The organism is Rhodococcus opacus B4 (assembly GCF_000010805.1).
Taxonomy (GTDB): Bacteria; Actinomycetota; Actinomycetes; order Mycobacteriales; family Mycobacteriaceae; genus Rhodococcus_F; species Rhodococcus_F opacus_C.
This window is the reverse complement of the sequence record NC_012520.1, coordinates 381,716-398,554: the sequence shown is the minus strand read 5'-3', so window position 1 is coordinate 398,554 and position 16,839 is coordinate 381,716. Positions and strand designations below refer to the sequence as shown.

13 protein-coding genes and 2 pseudogenes are annotated in these 16,839 nt (G+C 62.7%); 7 read left to right on the top strand and 8 right to left on the bottom strand.

Annotated features, from left to right (window positions below; genetic code table 11):
- Window positions 1-4: 4 nt before the first annotated feature.
- The 4 genes from ROP_RS37885 to ROP_RS42030 all read right to left on the bottom strand — a co-directional run bounded on the left by ROP_RS37885 (window position 5) and on the right by ROP_RS42030 (window position 3,846).
- Entirely contained in the window at window positions 5-196 is a 192-nt protein-coding gene (locus ROP_RS37885) for a ferredoxin (protein WP_007297954.1), read from the bottom strand.
- A 12-nt stretch (window positions 197-208) separates the two neighbouring features.
- Window positions 209-1,510, bottom strand: a complete 1,302-nt coding sequence (locus ROP_RS37880) for a cytochrome P450 (protein WP_007297953.1) — start codon at window positions 1,508-1,510, stop codon at window positions 209-211.
- 379 nt (window positions 1,511-1,889) lie between these two features.
- Window positions 1,890-3,293: a cytochrome P450 gene (locus tag ROP_RS42035; RefSeq protein WP_193384909.1), complete on the bottom strand. Its 1,404-nt coding sequence runs from the start codon at window positions 3,291-3,293 to the stop codon at window positions 1,890-1,892.
- A 34-nt stretch (window positions 3,294-3,327) separates the two neighbouring features.
- Window positions 3,328-3,846, bottom strand: a complete 519-nt coding sequence (locus tag ROP_RS42030) for a PaaI family thioesterase (RefSeq protein WP_012686937.1) — start codon at window positions 3,844-3,846, stop codon at window positions 3,328-3,330.
- Window positions 3,847-4,112: 266 nt separating this feature from the next.
- Here ROP_RS42030 and ROP_RS37865 point away from each other — a divergent pair, with 266 nt between their 5' ends.
- Entirely contained in the window at window positions 4,113-4,733 is a 621-nt protein-coding gene (locus tag ROP_RS37865) for a TetR/AcrR family transcriptional regulator (RefSeq protein WP_308821644.1), read from the top strand.
- Between the two features lie 148 nt (window positions 4,734-4,881).
- Here ROP_RS37865 and ROP_RS44615 read toward each other — a convergent pair.
- Both ROP_RS44615 and ROP_RS37860 read right to left on the bottom strand, forming a co-directional pair.
- Window positions 4,882-5,213, bottom strand: a pseudogene (locus ROP_RS44615) (ABC transporter ATP-binding protein); the annotation flags it as partial.
- Window positions 5,214-6,308 (bottom strand): annotated as a pseudogene (locus tag ROP_RS37860) (IS630 family transposase).
- An 87-nt stretch (window positions 6,309-6,395) separates the two neighbouring features.
- Between ROP_RS37860 and ROP_RS44980 the strand changes: the two are divergent.
- On the top strand, window positions 6,396-6,773 hold the full coding sequence (locus tag ROP_RS44980; protein WP_162130651.1) for a hypothetical protein: 378 nt from the start codon (window positions 6,396-6,398) through the stop codon (window positions 6,771-6,773).
- Between the two features lie 286 nt (window positions 6,774-7,059).
- On the opposite strand, the gene ROP_RS37855 is transcribed toward ROP_RS44980, so the two are convergent.
- The gene (locus ROP_RS37855) at window positions 7,060-10,524 is read right to left on the bottom strand and encodes a serine/threonine-protein kinase (protein ID WP_007297946.1); all 3,465 of its coding nucleotides are present in this window, start codon (window positions 10,522-10,524) and stop codon (window positions 7,060-7,062) included.
- A gap of 58 nt (window positions 10,525-10,582) precedes the next feature.
- Between ROP_RS37855 and ROP_RS42020 the strand changes: the two genes are divergently transcribed.
- Window positions 10,583-10,771: a hypothetical protein gene (locus ROP_RS42020; RefSeq protein ID WP_012686933.1), complete on the top strand. Its 189-nt coding sequence runs from the start codon at window positions 10,583-10,585 to the stop codon at window positions 10,769-10,771.
- Between the two features lie 400 nt (window positions 10,772-11,171).
- Here ROP_RS42020 and ROP_RS37850 read toward each other — a convergent pair whose 3' ends face one another.
- Window positions 11,172-11,834 (bottom strand): response regulator transcription factor, encoded by a 663-nt coding sequence (locus ROP_RS37850; protein ID WP_007297945.1) that lies wholly within the window; start codon window positions 11,832-11,834, stop codon window positions 11,172-11,174.
- A 75-nt stretch (window positions 11,835-11,909) separates the two neighbouring features.
- Between ROP_RS37850 and ROP_RS37845 the strand changes: the two genes are divergently transcribed.
- The 4 genes from ROP_RS37845 to ROP_RS37830 all read left to right on the top strand — a co-directional run bounded on the left by ROP_RS37845 (window position 11,910) and on the right by ROP_RS37830 (window position 16,838).
- On the top strand, window positions 11,910-13,229 hold the full coding sequence (locus ROP_RS37845; protein WP_012686932.1) for a sensor histidine kinase: 1,320 nt from the start codon (window positions 11,910-11,912) through the stop codon (window positions 13,227-13,229).
- Between the two features lie 374 nt (window positions 13,230-13,603).
- Window positions 13,604-14,710 carry an NDMA-dependent alcohol dehydrogenase gene (locus ROP_RS37840; protein WP_007297943.1) on the top strand — a complete coding sequence of 369 codons (1,107 nt, stop codon included), beginning with the start codon at window positions 13,604-13,606 and terminating at the stop codon, window positions 14,708-14,710.
- Between the two features lie 48 nt (window positions 14,711-14,758).
- Window positions 14,759-15,739, top strand: coding sequence for a R2-like ligand-binding oxidase (locus ROP_RS37835; protein WP_007297942.1), 981 nt, complete (start codon window positions 14,759-14,761; stop codon window positions 15,737-15,739).
- An 82-nt stretch (window positions 15,740-15,821) separates the two neighbouring features.
- Window positions 15,822-16,838 (top strand): NAD(P)/FAD-dependent oxidoreductase, encoded by a 1,017-nt coding sequence (locus ROP_RS37830; protein ID WP_007297941.1) that lies wholly within the window; start codon window positions 15,822-15,824, stop codon window positions 16,836-16,838.
- Window position 16,839: the final 1 nt, after the last annotated feature.

Sequence of the window (16,839 nt, the reverse complement as noted above, 5' to 3'; positions counted from 1 at the left end):
GGGGTCAGTCCTCGATGCTCAGCGCGTCGGTTGGACAGACGCCCACCGCTTCCTCGATCAGCGCGCGGTGGCAGTCGGCGGGGTTGGCGTCGAGAATGTGCAGTGCACCGTCGTCGCCGACCTCGAAGAACTCCGGGGCGGTGGCCTCACACATCCCGGTCGAGGAACACCTGTTTTCATCGAGCACGATTCTCATGTCGTCTCCTTGTCAGTGCGACGGGCTGAACCGGACGGGGAGGTGGTTGACCCCGTGAAAGAAGGTGCTCACGGTGTAGGACGGCGCGCCACACACCTCGATGTCAGGCAAGCGGTGGAGCAACTCGTCGAAGAGCGCAGCGAGCTGCTGGCGGGCGAGCTGGTTTCCTAGACAGTGGTGGATGCCGCCACCCCCGAAGCTCACATGCGGGTTGGGATCGCGGGAGAGGTCGAAGCGTTCCGGATCGGTGAAGACCTCGGTGTCCCAGTTCGCGGAGGCGTAGAACATGACGACCTTGTCACCCTCGGTGATCTGCTGACCGGCCAGTTCGCAGTCGTGGGCGGCGGTCCTGCGGAAGGTCATAATCGGGGTGGCCCAGCGGACCATTTCCTCGACCGCAGTCTTGATGCGGGCATCGAAATCGTCCATCAGCCAGGCGCGCTGGTCGGGGAAGTCGGTGAGGGCCTTCATCGCGTGACTGGTGCTCTGCCGGGTGGTGTCGTTCCCGGCGATGGTGAGCAGCCCGAAGAAGGAGACGATCTCATCGTCGCTGAGCTTTTCGCCGTCGACCTCAGCCTCGACCAGGTTGGTCAGAAGGTCGGACTCGGGATGGTTGCGGCGTTTGCCGATGAGGTCGGCAGCCACCTCACGCAGATATCCCATCGCCTCGAACAGGCGGGGGATCGGCGGTTGGTCCCCCATCAGCTCCGGATCGCTCCATCCGCCCGCGTAGCGAGCTTCGTCCGCGACCTTGCGGCGCACATCCTCAGGCACACCCATCATGTCGCAGATGTTGTGCATCGGCAGCAGTGCCGCGCACTCGGTCACGAAATCCGCCTCGCCCTGGGGTGCGAGGTCATCGACGACTCGTTTCGCGTTGCCGCGGATCTGGGTGTTGATGCGGGTGATCTGCTTCGGGGTGAACGCCGAGGTCAACAGCCGGCGTACCTTGGTGTGCCGGGGCGGGTCCATCGCGATGAAACCCTGTCCGGCGTCGAGCAGTTCCTGCGGCATCGACTCCATCACAATGCCCTCGCCGGACAGGAAGTCCTCGTTCCGCTTGGTGACTTCCACCAGCGCCGCGTGGGACATGACAGCCCAAAAGCCTTGATCGTTGGGGTCTTCGATGAGGAGTTTCTCCACCGGCCGGTGCCAGCTCACCGGGTTCGTCGCGCGCAGATGCGCGAACGTAACTTCCCGTTCGCCGGCGGTCGACGACCAGAACGCGCTCGACGACAGGTCGGTCTCGTCGTACGGCCGTGCGAGGCGCCGTGTGGCGCTCGTCGGGGTAGTGCCAGAGGTCTCGGTGGTCATGGCAGCTCCGTCTGAGGAATCGTGCGAAAGGCGGTTCGAACGACGTCTCCATTCTAGCTAGAGTGTCCATAGTGTGACACTCTGTTTCGGAGTGTAAATCGGGCATGAGCGGGATACGGCGGAGGTCGTGGAGCCCACCGGTAGGCATGTCGGTCAGCGGTCGAGGAAGGCGGTTGACAGCTGCAGTTCGGTCGACGCTGGGGCGGGTATACCGGCGTCGGCTGGATTCGAGACGACCGTGGCCTAAGTTCTGCGACGGGGGTTGCGTAAGTGAACGATGACTCAACCCCCGAGACTTGCCGACCTGCTCGTCTATACCGGGCGCGCATTGGGGAAGCCGTGGCCCGAACCTCGACGGCGTCACAGTGAGAAAATCCCGTCACCGGCAAGATCGCGGACGAGTGGGGAACATCAACTTTCGGTTGATGTCCTGGGAGCGATAGGTGCTAGTTGGTGCTGTCGAGCGGGGTGGAGCAGTGATCAGGTCGACGGCGGCGGGTACGAGGTAAGCCTGCGGACCGCGCAGCGAGCGGGCCGCGACGGTCAGCGCCCGGCGAGGCTCGCCTCCATCTCCGGCAAGAACGCGGCACGGTCGGCGGCGACAGCCGCTCGGAGGATCGCGGGCATGCTTCTGTCGGACGCTGCGGTCGCCACTCCGCTCCGCCCGCGCGATGCGAGATGCGCCGCCTCCGCCGCTGCGTGGACGGCAGGATCGCCGAGGCGGTCGGCCAGTATTTGGCATCCTGAGGCTTGCAGGCTGCGGAAGGATTCCGGCTCCGAAGGCAAGTGGGGGGCGTCCGGTCGGGGTGAGATCGAGAGTGTCGGGGTCGTCGAAGACGTCGGGGTCGCGGTTGGCGGCACCAAGGAGTGTGAGCACGGCCCGCCCTGGGGTCAGGTCGTGGCTGGCGAGGGTGGTCGGGCGCAGCACTGTGCATCCGTTGGTTTGCACGAGGGCGTCGTAGCGCAGGAGTTTCTCGACTGCGGTGCCGACAATTTCGGGTCGTTCGCGGAGCAAGTGCATTTGCTCGGGGTGTGCGCGCAGCGCCGCCACCCCAGTTACCGATGAGATTGGTCGTGGTCTCGAAGCCCGCGGCAAACAGCAGCAGCGCGGTACCACGCATTCGTCGTCGTCGTCGAACGCGTTGTCCCCGCGCGCGGTGGCCAACCTGCTGAGTAGATCGTCGCCCGGCGCTCGGCGTTTTGCCGACAGTAACCCGGTGAAATAGTCGGTCAATCGATCCTCGGCGACGGCCGCGCGCGCGACGGCGGCGGCGTCAGCGCTGGGTTCGAGCGGGGCGACGAGGTCGCGAACCAGCTGCGCCGCCGCCGCACGGTCGTCATCCGGGACACCGAGCATCGTCCCGATCACCGAGACCGGTAAGGGTAAAGCCAGATCGGCAATGATGTCGGCATGGGGTCGCACGCTCATCTTGTCCAGCAGCAACTCGATCTGGGCGATCACCGACGAGCGCAGTTCGTCGATATGACAGGGGTGAACACATCTACCACGATGCGGCGCAACCGCGCGTGGTCGGGTGGGTTGCGAAAGCATCGTGCGCCGAAAACGACGCATCGCGGTGCGCTGCAATTCTTCGGGCCCTTCGCTGAGGCGAAACCCGAGCGATTCGTCGACCTTGCCCAGATTACGGTCTCGTCGCGCGGCGTCACAGTCGTCGTAGCGGGAGAGAATCAGCGCTCCGGTCCGCGTCGACAGTGCCGGGTGAGCGCCGCGCAACCGAGCGAACGCGGCGTAGGGGCCGGCGGGGCCGTGATCGGTGAGCAACGCATCGACGAGCAGCCCCCAGTGCTCGAGGCGGTCACGGGAGGTCCTGGTCGATATCCGTGGTGGACTGGGCACGTGTCAGCGAGGTCGTGAAATGTGCCAGGTCGACGACGATGAACAACGCGCGCGCCGATGCGGCAAGATCCCCGGTGGTCGCTACTTCCATCCGCGCGGTCACGTCGAGTTTGCGCCCGCGACGGCGCTGCAGGTCCGCGGTGATCACGTACCGAGTGCCGAGCAGGACGGGGGCGTGGAATTCGGTGTCGAGGCGCCTAGTGACCGCCATCTCGCCTACGGTGTAGAGCAGCATCCCGAACATGTCGTCGAGGACCGTGGTGACGGCGCCGCCGTGCGCGATCCCCGGAGCGCCCATGTGCCGGTCGTCGAAGACGTGCTCGGCGACGACCCCCTCTCCGCGACGGCGCGCGTGCAGGTGGTGCCCGTGCGGATTATCGGGTCCGCACCCCAGGCACCAACTGTGATGCGGTGGAAGCTCGTCGCCGTCTCGGACAGTCGGATGGTGCTGGTGAAATCTCCCCCACCACTGTCCCAACACCCCCTTGTCGGCGCTCTGCGGTACGCGCAAACCATCAGCCGAGTGTCGTTGTTCACCGCCCTCACCGTGATTGCTACACCTGCGACTCATACGGCACCTTTCGAAGGAGCTTGTACGTCTCAACTCGAAGAATCATTGCATACATATTTTGATCAATTGTATATGCAGATACATAGTCGCATAGTTTGTAAACGCGTTTTCGCTGACCGGCACTATCGGACCAGTGTCGCGATCTGAACACTTGTCACCCATCCGTTAAGGTGATGGTCGTGATCGGGGAATCCCTGCGGATGTCTTATCGGCGGCACATGCGAGAGGAAGCCTTGCGTGCGACGCAGACGTTGATCACCGAAAAAGGGTGGAACAAGGTCCGCTTCAGTGACGTCGCTGCCATGATCGGAGTTTCGCGTCCGACGTTGTACAAAGAGTTCGCCAGCAAAAATGAGCTCGGGGACGCCCTCGTACTACGTGAAACGGAGCGGTTCCTCACGGGAATACAGACCATCCTCGACACCAACACCGACTCCGTCCCGAGGGCTATCACCGAAGCGGTGCAATACACCCTCGACGAAGCAGTCGAGAGTCCGTTGCTTCGCGCAGCGCTGACCGCACCGCTCGATGACCTCCGGGGGGAATCGAGCGTACTGCGCTTGGTCGCCACGTCCACATCAATGCTCGAACTTGCCACGCAACGGCTGATCAGCTGGTTCGATGAACACTTACCCAACCATGACCGCGCCGACATCGACCACGCCGTCGACGTGCTGATCCGGCTCACGGTCAGCCACATAGTCCTGCCCGCCGCCGATGGCAACGTACACCGAGAGAATGTGGAGACCTGTCGGCAGATTTCTGATGTCGTTCTCCGTTTCCTTCGTCTGTGAGGACATTCTGTGAGGACATGACCGGAGCTCCATGCGTCGACCTGGACGCCTCAGATCACTCATCTCAGCTGACCGGAGTTGGAGCTTCACGAGCGGCCCGCCCCGCCAGGCGTGATGCGGGATCTGACACGAGATGGGTTCGGTCGAACTATGCCGGCGTCCAAATATTCGCACCACCCGCGGGAAGGACCTGTGTGTCCTGTTCGGCGTCGATGCTTTCCCTGATGGCCGCCTGCGCGTTGGGGGCAGCGTATGCATGATCTCCCTGACCGCTCCTGACGACGGAACACGGCCTCGCGAAACGGCAGCCCTGGAGTCGGCTGAATCTGCGCGACAATGCCTTCCATCTCTCTTCCGTGCCGCCACGATGATGGCCAGCCTCGACCAACGCCTGCTCCCGGGCAATCTGCGATTCATCCTTCTCCTCGCTCATACCGATGGGCCGATTCGGCGACCACTGAGGAACTGTTCCACGACGGGCTAGTGTCCCGCGTCAGAAATTCGTGAGATATATTTGGCGAGGGAATCGAGGATCTCCTCGGCGGTCTTGTGCCAGACGAACGGCTTCGGGTCGTCGTTCCAGGTCTTGATCCAGTTGCGAACGTCTTTCTCCAGTGCTGCAACGCTTTTGTGTACACCACGGCGGAGCAGCTGATCGGTCAGGAATGCGAACCAGCGCTCGACCTGATTGATCCAGGAGGACCCGGTCGGGGTGAAGTGGACGTGAAAACGTGGGTGCTTGGCCAACCAGTCGCCTACTGCCGGCGTCTTGTGGGTGGCCAGGTTGTCGCAGACGAGATGCACGTCCAACTCGTCGGGGACGGCCTTGTCGATCGCGGTGAGGAACTTCTTGAACTCCACGGCCCGGTGACGTCGATGAAGCTCGGAGATCACCGTACCGTCGGCGATGTTGAATGCCGCGACTCCCCCAAGGACTACGTCCAGGGAGGTACCCCCAGGCTGGTGACGCCGCTGCGGGCGTAGTCATGACTGCGCCGTTCCGGCATGCCGGGCATCATCGGCAGCACCGGCTGGGAACGGTTTGAATGCCTACATCTGGCCCTCCTCGTCCACACAGAGGATAACGGCATGCTCGGGCGGATTATGGTAAAGGCCAACAACATCGACAACCTTGTCCACGAACTGCGGATCCGTGGACAGCGTGAAACCGTCGGTCAGATGCGGTGTGAGTTCGAACTTGCGCCAGATCCGGCCGATCGTCGACGGTGACAGGCCGGTGCGCTTGGCCATCGCGGTACGCGACCAGTGCGTCGCATTGGCCGGGGTGGTTTCCAGTGTCGCGGTGACCACGTCTTCGACCCGGTCCAGCAAGATCGAGGGCGGACGACCCGGTCGAGGTTCGTCGACCAAGCCGTCGAGGCGTCGGTCGACGAAGCGCCCGCGCCATTTGTTGACCGTGTTAGCGGATATCCCCAGGTCTGCCGCGACTTGCTTGTTGGTCATCCCCGGCTCCGCGCAGGCCAACACGATCCGCGACCTCAGTGCCAACGATTGGGGGGTTTTCGCTCGCCGCGACCATCGAACGAGTTGTTCGCGTTCGTTATCGGTCAACATCAACTCAGCCTTCGGGCGTCCGGTTCGAGGCATGCCTCGGTATATCAAGTTAAAGCACGAATTTATGGCGTACGACACTAGTCGCTGGTGAGGAGGACCTCCCTGGGGGCCGAACATCACCAGATACCTACGAAAGAGCATTCCGATGTTGTCAAGCACGGTGCGCGCGACGGAAATATTGTGGGTCACGATCAAGATGGTGGCGTCGATCTGCGCATTGATATCGATCAACAGCTGGCTGAGGTAGGCCCGGCGGACCGGGTCGAGACCGGAGTCCGGCGCATCGCACAAAATGAGCTGCGGGTCGAGAACCAGAGCGCGAGCGAGACCGGCACGTTGTCGCATTCCGCCGGAGATCTCGCCCGGGAGCTTGTATCGGTCGCTGATTCACATTCCGTCGCTTTCGAGCAGGTGCAGATACCTGCGGAATATCACCAAGACGGGTGGTGTCGTCATCGTGAATAGCGAGCGTGCGGCGCATCTCGTCCTGGACCGAGGGCACCACTTCCCAGTCCGGGTAGTGGATCATCCCCAGCTCGGGTACCTACCCATCGCCCATGCCCTCCCTCATCCGCTGCCGTGGTGCGGCGGCCCCGTGTCGGGCCAATTCCGTGGCCTCCCTCCGCTCCGCACGTTCTACCTTCGCTGCGTGCGCGTGCTGGTTGTCTTCACGTGGCCCACGACCCCGTTCATCCTTACGCCTTTGGCGCCGGACCGCTTGCCCGTGAATACGAGCGGTCAGCGGCTGAACTCAGACATCGCGGCCCATGGCATCGGTGAGGAACGAGGCGGTCACATCGGGCCACCGCCGTAACCATCGATCACCGGAGCGGACGTCTTCGAGAAGCTGGGACAGAACATGTGGAATTTCCGCACCGCCATCGAGCAGCAAACGCGGTAGTCCGAGAACGGCACACTGCGACGCGACTGGAGCCAGCGTCCGTTTGGCCTCGTCCATCCGGCCCGCCGATGCAAGGCAGTGCACCAGCAGCAATGTCGACACCATCAGTGCTCGCGGCCGCTTTTGCTTCTTCACGCTCTCGACCAGCGCTCGCCCACGGGCGAGGGCCGCTTCGATGGATGCGTCAGAACGGTCGGCGAGGAGCAGCATTATCGTCGAATCTTCGTCGAATTGAGATGAGACCTCCGCGATCCCGTTCTCCATCTCCTCTCGAGGGCCGGCATCTTTCAGACGCGCTTCCAAAGAGGGATCGATTGGCAATCCGGCGCGAATTCGCTCGTTCACAATGCGCTTGGCCAAACGCGGAAGATGGAGCTTCTCCGCTATCCTCGCCCCTTCCTCCAGACGGATCGTCGCGGAATCACGGTCTCCGCGAAGTACCTTGATCCGTGATCCAACGCCGTAGGTGGCGAGCATGATGTCGACGACACCACCTTCGGGGCCGAGTTCGTTGCTGCGATCGAGCAACTCTTCCGCGCCGTCGATGGCGCCCTTGTCGTACAGCACAGAACCGAGAAGTGCGCCAGCGAGGCGTGCGGCGTGACTGTGCATGCCGGTCTGTCGTGCGAGCGCCAGTGCGGTATGAAAGATGTTCTCGGCCTCCCCGACGTCGAGAACCTCGTATGCTGCTACTCCAGCCATGCAGTGGCCGTAGACCGCACTGAACGGCCCGACGGTCTGCTCGTGATACCTGCGTGCCCAGTCCTGCCATCGCCGAGCTGCCGCGAACTCGAAGTTGTGAATCGCCAGAAACGACGCCACATCGCTCGCGGCCGACGCGACGAAAGGACGCAAACCGTCAGGATCTCGGAGAATGTCGTCGATCAGGTCCTGAACACCCTCGCTCTGATCGGCGAGGACCTTTGCGACTGCTCGGACCAAGTTTGCTTCGCGGGCGATAGCACGCTGTTCCCACTCGGTCATCGACTCCGAATCGAGGGAGGAAGAGAGACGGTCGAGCGCGAGTTGCATGACCTTCGGCCGCTGTAACAACACATTTCCCCACGCGACGGTGAGCTGAAGACGCGGTCGATTGTATGCCACAGCGGGGGGAAGCTTCGCGACAAGACCAAGCAATGTTGCCATCCTGGAGTTCTCGATCAACTCCATTCCACCTGATTCGACCAGATGAGCGGCACGATCGAAATCCTTCGCCGCCATTACGTGATCGACTGCCTCACTGAGCATTCCGTGGTCCTCGAACCAGGTCGACGCAGTGAGATGCAGTTCTCGGGCCCTTGCCGGATCGACTCGTTCGAGTCGACGTTGGAGGAACTCGGCGAACAGATGGTGGTAGCGGAACCATTCCTTGTCATCGTCGATGCTGGTCAAGAAGAGATCCCGACCTTCGGCTTCCTCGAGCAGTGCCTGGCCAGATTGCAGGCCGGTTAGTTTTGCGGCTAGGTCGCCGCAGACCTTCTCGGCGATCGCCGTGGCCATCAGGAAATCGAGTAGGTGGGGCTCGAGCGTGTGAAGCACGTTGGCCACGAGATACTCGCCGATGGCATGATGCCGTCCAGACAGATGTCTGATGAACTCTGCCGGATCGTCCCGGCCGCGAAGCGACAGCGATGCCAACTGCAGCGCGGCCGCCCATCCGTCCGTCGCGATGGCCAGTTCAGTGACCTCCGATTCGCTTAGCCGCAGGCCATTGACGTCGAGGAGGAAAGCCTTCGCTTCCGAGGCATCGAACCGCAGTGCGTCCGGGTCTATTTCCACGAGTTCGTCGCTCACCCGCATCCTGCTCAGGGGTAGACCGGCCTGAGTGCGACTCGTCACTACCAGCTGCAGATGGTGACACCCATGGTCGAGGAGGAAGTCCATGGCCTCGATCGTTTCGTCTGCGCTCACCCGATGCCAATCATCGATGACGACCACCAAACGCTCGCCACTGGAATGGATCTCGTCGATCAGCGAACTCAGTACGTATCGGGCCGCGTCCGGGGGATGGTCTTCGAGGATCTGTCCGAGCTCACGCGCCAGGGCGGGGCGAACCTGGCGGACTGCTTCTACCAGATGGGCGAGAAACCAGACCACATTGTTGTCGTCGGGGTCGACGCTCAGCCATGCGACTGAGGCACCGTCCTCGACCAGAACGCCTCGCCACTGCGACGCCAGCGTGCTTTTGCCGAAGCCGGCGGGCGCATGTATCAGGACCAATCTGCGGTGCGCACCACTTTGCAGAGTGTCGATCAGCCTGCGCCGCACCACCAATGGTCGAGTGGAGGTGGGCGGACGGAACTTGGTCGAGGCGCTCGGCGGTGTGGATGTCGCCGCAGGCATCCACCCAGCCTCATGTGCCCTACCAACCGGTTGGTCCGCGGAACGGTTCGCGAAAGTATCGGTTCCTGTGGGCCCTGCAAGCGCCATATCCGCGCTGTACAATCCGTGCTTCTCTCGGATTCCCCGGAGTTCATCTCCGAGAGCGACGGCCGATTGGGGGCGGTCTGTTGGAGACTTGGCCATCGCATGCTCAATTGCGGCCACCACATCGGGTGGAAAATTCCGCATACGGAGGTCGGGGATCGACGCACGGGTGATTCGTACGAACTGAGCAACAACGCCCTCGCCGGCCCGGCGTTCGAACGCTGCGTGTCCGGTCATCAACGTGAAGAGCGTCGAGCCGAGTCCGTAGATATCGGATACCGGTCCGGGTGCCTGACCCTGCAGCAATTCCGGGGCGGTGTAGGCGGGCGAGCCTGCGATGTGTCCCGTCGAAGTCTTGAAGGCGCCGCCGACCCGCGCGATGCCGAAGTCGGCTAACTGAGGCTCCCCGTAGTCGGTGATCAGGATGTTGGCCGGCTTCACGTCGCGGTGCAATATCTCGAGGTCGTGTGCTGTGTGTAGAGCGCCAGCGAGCTTGATCCCGACCTGAAGGACATCCGGCCAGGGCAAGGGGCCGTGGCGTCGAACCCACGCTTCCAGCGAATCGCGCGCGTGGAATGGCATCACGATATACGGGCGCCCTGCCGCGAGAACTCCCACCTGCAGTATCTGGACGATATTCGGATGCCCGGACAATCTTCCCATGACCCGTTGTTCTCGGACGAAGCGTTCGCGCTCGTCACGTTCGAAGCCTTCATTCAAGACCTTGATCGCGACTGTTCGATCCAATGCGGTCTGAACACAACGGTAGACGACGCCGAAGCCTCCGCGACCAACTTCCAGCGCGTCGTTGAAGCCTTCGGCTTCGAGCTCGGAGACGACTGAGAGCGCTACGTCGCGTTCAGTCCGTGCGGGCTCTGCATCGGCCATCTCCTAATCCTGGTCTCCCTGGCGATGCCTGCGTTAGCATTTTCTGGAAAGAATACGAATGCCCATCGTCCAACCGCCATGGGCGGAAGAACTGACCCGCAGGGCCATCATGGTGGGCCGGGCGCCTGCACAGGACGTCCGCGTCGCGGCGCAGGTGCCGTACCGACGCGCCTCGCCGCAGAGGAATCGTGGTGGGGTGGACGGCACGGAATACCTGGGACTCGTAGCGTCACCGCCGTGGTGGTGAACCAGTCGGCTCCGGCCAGCGTTTGTCGTGCTCGCCGCTCAGGGTGCCCGTTAGTAATGATGGTCAACGATGTGTGCCCGAGCAGCTTGGAGACCATTCCGACAGGGATTTCGCCCTAGCCTGGGTGGCGTAGGTGTGCCGGCCCCAGACCGTGTTGACGTTGGCTGGACTGGGCCTTTTTTGGGGGGGTGGCCGGTGCTTGACATGCCCTCACGGCCCGTTGCGCTGCTCAGGCATAGGCGGGCCGACCACCCACGCAGTTGGCGTCAGCGAGCTTCGATCGTGTGCCATCGGGCACTATCTCATCGTGTTGGCCACACCCGGGGCGCTGACCGCGGCCCTTACGTCCACTTCTGGTTGCACAACCGGGCCAGGAACTTCATAGATCTGGCGACGACGCTCAGTCGACTGTGCTCGTGCCGAGGAGCCCGTAGTGACCGGCCAAGCCGGCCGCGACGACCCGATTCGGCGCCCCCAGTTTGTTGAGCAGCGCTGCCACCATTCGTTTGGTTGTGCGTTCGGAGACGAGCATGTGCTTGGCGATCTCCGTGGTCTCCAGGCCGCGGGAGAGCAGAACCCAGAGTCGAATCTCCTCCACGGCCAGTTTGTCGAGCAGGCTTTGCGGAGGGTGCCGGACAGAATCGAGAAGTACGGTCAACAAATCAGGTGCGATGACTCGTAGACCGGCGGCCACGGTCAAGAGCGGAGCTACCAGTACGTGTGGGTCCGCCGACTTTGGTAGAAATCCGTCGGCGCCGGCTCGTAAGGCTTCCTCGGCGAGCTTGTAGTCCGTCGTCCCGGACAGCACGACGACTTTCGTGTCGGGGTATCGGGACTTGATTTGACGAATCGCCAGCATTCCGCCGGTCGGGGGCATCGTGAGATCGACGATTGCGATGTCTGCACCGCACGAGCCGACCAGGGCCAGGGCCTCATCTGCTCGGTTGGTGATGCCGCCTACCTCGAAACGGTCGGCGTCCTGCGCCTCGAGGAGCATTGCCAGCCCTTGCGTGAACAAATCATGATCATCGATCAGGGCCAATATCAGTTTCTGGTCACGCATTGCCTCACCCGAATTAGTGTCATGCCACAGTGATTACACATCAAACGACTGGTTGAGTGTAAGTGGGAGGTAACCATGTCGGCCGTTCCGTGGTGGCGCTCGTCGGGATCCAGTATGCACTCGGGCACGGAATCGTTTAGCGATACCGATATCCGAACGATCCAGCGGATCATCATCAGCGTCCGTTGTGGTGTCGTGCTGTCGGTGGGGGTGCTGCTGGCGGTGGGAGCGGGCAATGTACGCGAGCATCTCGGGTGGGCGCTACTTCTCCTCGGTATCTCGACCGTGTATTCGCTCACGGGGTTCTACTATCCGTCGACTGAACTGGGGAGCATGAGGGCGTCCGCAATCGTGACTACCCTGGACGCGGGGCTGTCGCTCGGGTTCATCGCGACAACCGGCGGTAGGGAAAGTCCCACCGTGGCGTTGCTGTTTCTGGTTATCATCGCCGCGGCGACGCGATTGTCTTTTGCGGGTACCGTCCTGCTCTCCCTTGCGCTGGGTGTGTCGTATTTCCTCCTCGCACTCACTGTGAACTCCGCGGACACGCCGCTCGAGGTTCGACTACAGGCCGGGCTGTGGTGGCCGCTATATCTGTTGTTCACCGCCGCATTGACGGCGGCCTTCACGTTGCTCACCGAAGGCGCGGCGCAAGCGCAGGCGGCGGCGCGGGCCGAAGCGGCCGCCGAACACGCGGCCGCCGAGGAGGAACGGGACCTGCGTGCTCGATTGCTGAAGTCGTATGAGGCCCAGGAGACTGGCCTACAGGTCATTTTGCACGAATTACGAACGCCGATCGCTTCTTTGAAGGCCCTGGCCGACGCAGGTCAACGCAATCTACCGGCCCACGATACTCAACGGGCCAGGGACCTGATCGCGGCACATGCAGGTCACCTGTCGGCGATGATGGATGCTCTGGGGGATGTTGCAGCGAGCCGTCGACCCACGTTCAGCACCGGGCATCGGCAGCTGGTTCTTCTGCACGACTTCCTGCTTGCCACCGCAGACGCCGTCGGCCTGGTCCCTCCTCAACTTCGGATGACGATCTCGCCACCGGATGTCCGGTGCCGGTTCGATCCGCAGTTGCTTCGCCGCGTGATCACCAATCTGCTCACGAACGCCAGTCGGCACGGACGGGGTGAGCCGGTCGACATAGTCGCTCGAGTGAGTCGGTCCGAATTGCATCTCGAGATCCTCGATCGCGGCCCCGGGCTACCTCCCGAGCTGGCTTCCATCGTCACCAAGAAGTTCGTGTCCGTCGGTGATCAGCGTGGTAGCGCGGGACTCGGCTTGTGGATCGCCGATCAGATCGTGATCTCGCTGAATGGGCGCTTGCACTTCGGTGCGCGGACAGGTGGTGGCCTCGCGGTGTACCTCGAAGTGCCCATTACGTGAGTGGAGGGCCAGTCCCGGCGCCTGGGTGTCGCGAATCCGAGGCGATGCCCGCCCGGTGCACTCCTCCGCAGTCTGTCGAAGTGGCCGCGTAGCCCTCGCGCGACCCGGCACGGCACGGTGATCAACGAATTCTCAGGTGATCGATCAGTCCACGACCTATAGGGCGCCCCGGTACCGGGCTCGCCGGTAACGCCCGGCTACCTATGTGACCGCGCCAAGGGAACAACTCGGTACACCGTGGTCGAGCCGTGGCATACATAGTCCTGCACCTGGCCCCCAGGGGCCATCAGCGGCACGCGCGGCTCGCGCGAACACCCCCCAATCATTGTGATGATGGTTACACGCCGTTCCGCGAGTGAGGGAGTCAACAGCCCGTGAAGACAAAAGCAGCAGTCCTGTGGGGTCAGAACGAGAAGTGGCAGGTCGAGGAGATCGACTTGGATCCACCCGGCGAGGGCGAGGTTCTGATCAAGCTGACCGCCAGCGGACTGTGCCATTCCGACGAACACCTGGTCACAGGCGACTTGCCTTTCCCCTACCCGCTCGTGGGAGGGCATGAGGGCGCCGGTGTCGTCGAGGCAGTAGGGGCGAACGTCGCCGACATTTCCGAGGGTGATCACGTCGTCATGATGTTCCTGCCCGCATGCGGCCGGTGCTCGTACTGCGTACGCGGGATCGGCAACTTGTGCGATTCCGGTGCCGCGGTGATGCTCGGACCCCAACTCGACGGGACGTACCGGTTCCATGCGCGCGGCGAGGATGTCGGTCAAATGTGTTTGCTCGGAACCTTTTCCGAATACACGGTCGTCCCAGCAGCATCGGTGGTGAAGATCGATGACGGCATTCCCCTGGACAAGGCTGCGCTGGTGGGCTGTGGAGTAACGACCGGGTACGGCAGCGCAGTTCGTTCGGGTGAGGTGCGAGCCGGCGACGCCGTCGTCGTCATCGGCGCAGGAGGCATCGGCATGAACGCGATCCAGGGAGCACGGATCGCCGGCGCCCGCATGATCATGGCCGTTGACCCGGTCGAGTTCAAACGCACCAAGTCACGCGAGTTCGGCGCCACGCACACCGCTTCGTCGGTCGACGAGGCGTGGAACGTGGTCAGCGAACTCACCCGCGGCCAGCTCGCGGATGTCTGCGTCATCACCACCGATGTCGCCGAGGGCGCCTATATGACACCCGCCCTGAGCCTCGTCGGCAAGCGGGGCCGAGTCGTCGTTACCGCCATCGGCCACCCCGAGGAAACCACCATCACGACAAACCTTCTCGAATTGACCCTCTACGAAAAGCAAATCCGAGGATCGCTGTTCGGATCATCGAACGGTCAGCACGACATTCCCCGCTTGCTCGAGCTGTACACCCTCGGACAGTTGAAGCTCGACGAGCTGGTAACAACCGAGTACGACCTCGAGGACATCAACCAGGGCTACGCAGATATGCGCGACGGAAAGAACATCCGTGGCGTGATCCGCTACTGAGTTCGCATTCTCCTCCACCAAACGCGCACCACTAGAAAAGGAAATGGTATGGCAATCGACCGCGTTATCGAGCATGGCAAACGAAGCGGATTTGGCAGCCTCAGCGAGGGCGGCCTGCGAATGAATTCATTCGCAATGAAATTGTTCCGCAAGGGAAACAAGAAGTTCTGGGACCCCGAAGCCATCGACTTCTCCCAGGACGCCCAAGACTTCGCCGGACTCTCCGATGAAGAAAAGCGGCTCACCTGCATCCTCGCCGCACATTTCATCGCCGGCGAGGAGTCGGTGGCACAGGATCTGCAGCCCTTCATGTCGGCGATGGCCGCCGAGGGCAGGCTGGCCGACGAGGCCTACCTCACCCAGTTCACCTTCGAAGAAGCCAAGCACATGCAGGCGTTCCGACTTTGGTTCGACGCAGTGGGACTGAGCAGCGATCTCCACGAATATGTGGATTACAGCGAGCCTTACCAGCGGATCTTCACCGAGGAACTCCCCAAGTCGCTGTACGCACTGACCACGGACCCGTCGCCGGCGGCCCAGATCCGCGCCTCGGTCACCTACAACCACGTGGTCGAGGGATGCCTCGCGCTCACCGGCTACTACGCCTGGGCCAAGGTCTGCAAGAGTCGCAACATCCTGCCCGGGATGCAGGAAGTGATCAAGCACATCGGTGACGATGAGCGTCGGCACATGGCCTGGGGCACGTTCACCTGCCGGCGGCATGTGGCCGCCGACGACCGGAACTGGGATGTCGTAGACGAGCGCATGCAGGAGCTGTTGGAGCCCGCCCTGCAGCTGATCGTCAGGATCTTCGACACCTTCGACGAAATCCCGTTCGGTATCACCATCGACGAGATGACCGACTACGGGATGGACAAGCTCAACCGACGGCTCGAGTCGATCGAAAGCGCGCGCGGCAGGCCGCTGGAGGAGATCGACGAGGACTACTCCCCGATGCAGCTCGAGGACAAGTTCGCCGCGGAAGACGAGCTCCAGTTGTCCCAACTTCTGACGAGTGCCACCTCCTGACCCGTCCGGTGTCGTGTCGCAGTCGCGGACACACATCCGTACCACCCGTCTACGCCAACCCTGAACCCGAGGAGCGATCTGCATGACAACCGAAATCTCGACAGCCGACGTCGCCGTCGACCTGCTGTTCGTCGGTGCCGGACCGGTTGGCCTCTTCGGCGCTTACTGCGCGGGTTTTCGAGGGCTCAGCACGGCACTGGTTGACGCCTTGCCCGAGGTCGGCGGCCAAGTACAGGCCATCTACCCCGAAAAGAACATCTACGACGTCGCCGGCCTGCCCGGCGTGCAGGGGCAGCAGCTCATCCGGAATCTCACCCAGCAAGCAGAGGCGTTCGCTCCCAAACACCTGCTCTCACAACAGGCCGACACACTCGAACGCCTCCCCGCCGGGTGGCGGGTCACCACCTCGAAACGTGTGGTGATCGACGCGCGGGCTGTGGTGATCACCTCCGGTGTCGGAGCTGTCACTCCGCGGCCCCTGGCAACCGGGGAGGCCTTTCTCGGTCGAGGACTGCGCTACTTCGTTCCCCGGCTAGACGTCCTCGACGGTCAGGATGTCGTCGTCGTCGGCGGCGGTGACTCTGCAGTGGACTGGGCGTTGGCCGCATTACCGCGGGCCCGCTCCGTCACGCTCGTCCACCGGCGTAAGCAGTTCCGGGCGCACGAGCACTCGGTCCGCCTACTGCGTGAGTCTGCCTGCGATCTGCTGCTCGATGCCGATGTGGCGGAAATACGTGGCGATGATCAGGTTGAGAGCGTTGTCGTCAAGGTCGCCGGCGAGTCGTCCGGACGTGAAGTCAAGGCCCAGGTTGTCGTTGCCGCGCTCGGATTCCTGATGAATCTCGGGCCGATCGCGGACTGGGGCCTCGAACTCGAAGGCCGGTCGATCACAGTGGACAGCACAATGCGGACCACCCTGCCCAATATCTTTGCCGCGGGGGACGCCGCCACCTTCGACGGGAAAGTGAAACTGATCGCCGTCGGTTTCGGTGAGGTGGCTACCGCGGTGAACAACGCAGCGGTAGCGCTCGACCCGAACGCATCCCTCGCACCAGGCCATTCGAGCGATCTGGTTCAACCCGTGCTCGCCGAGGCCTGAC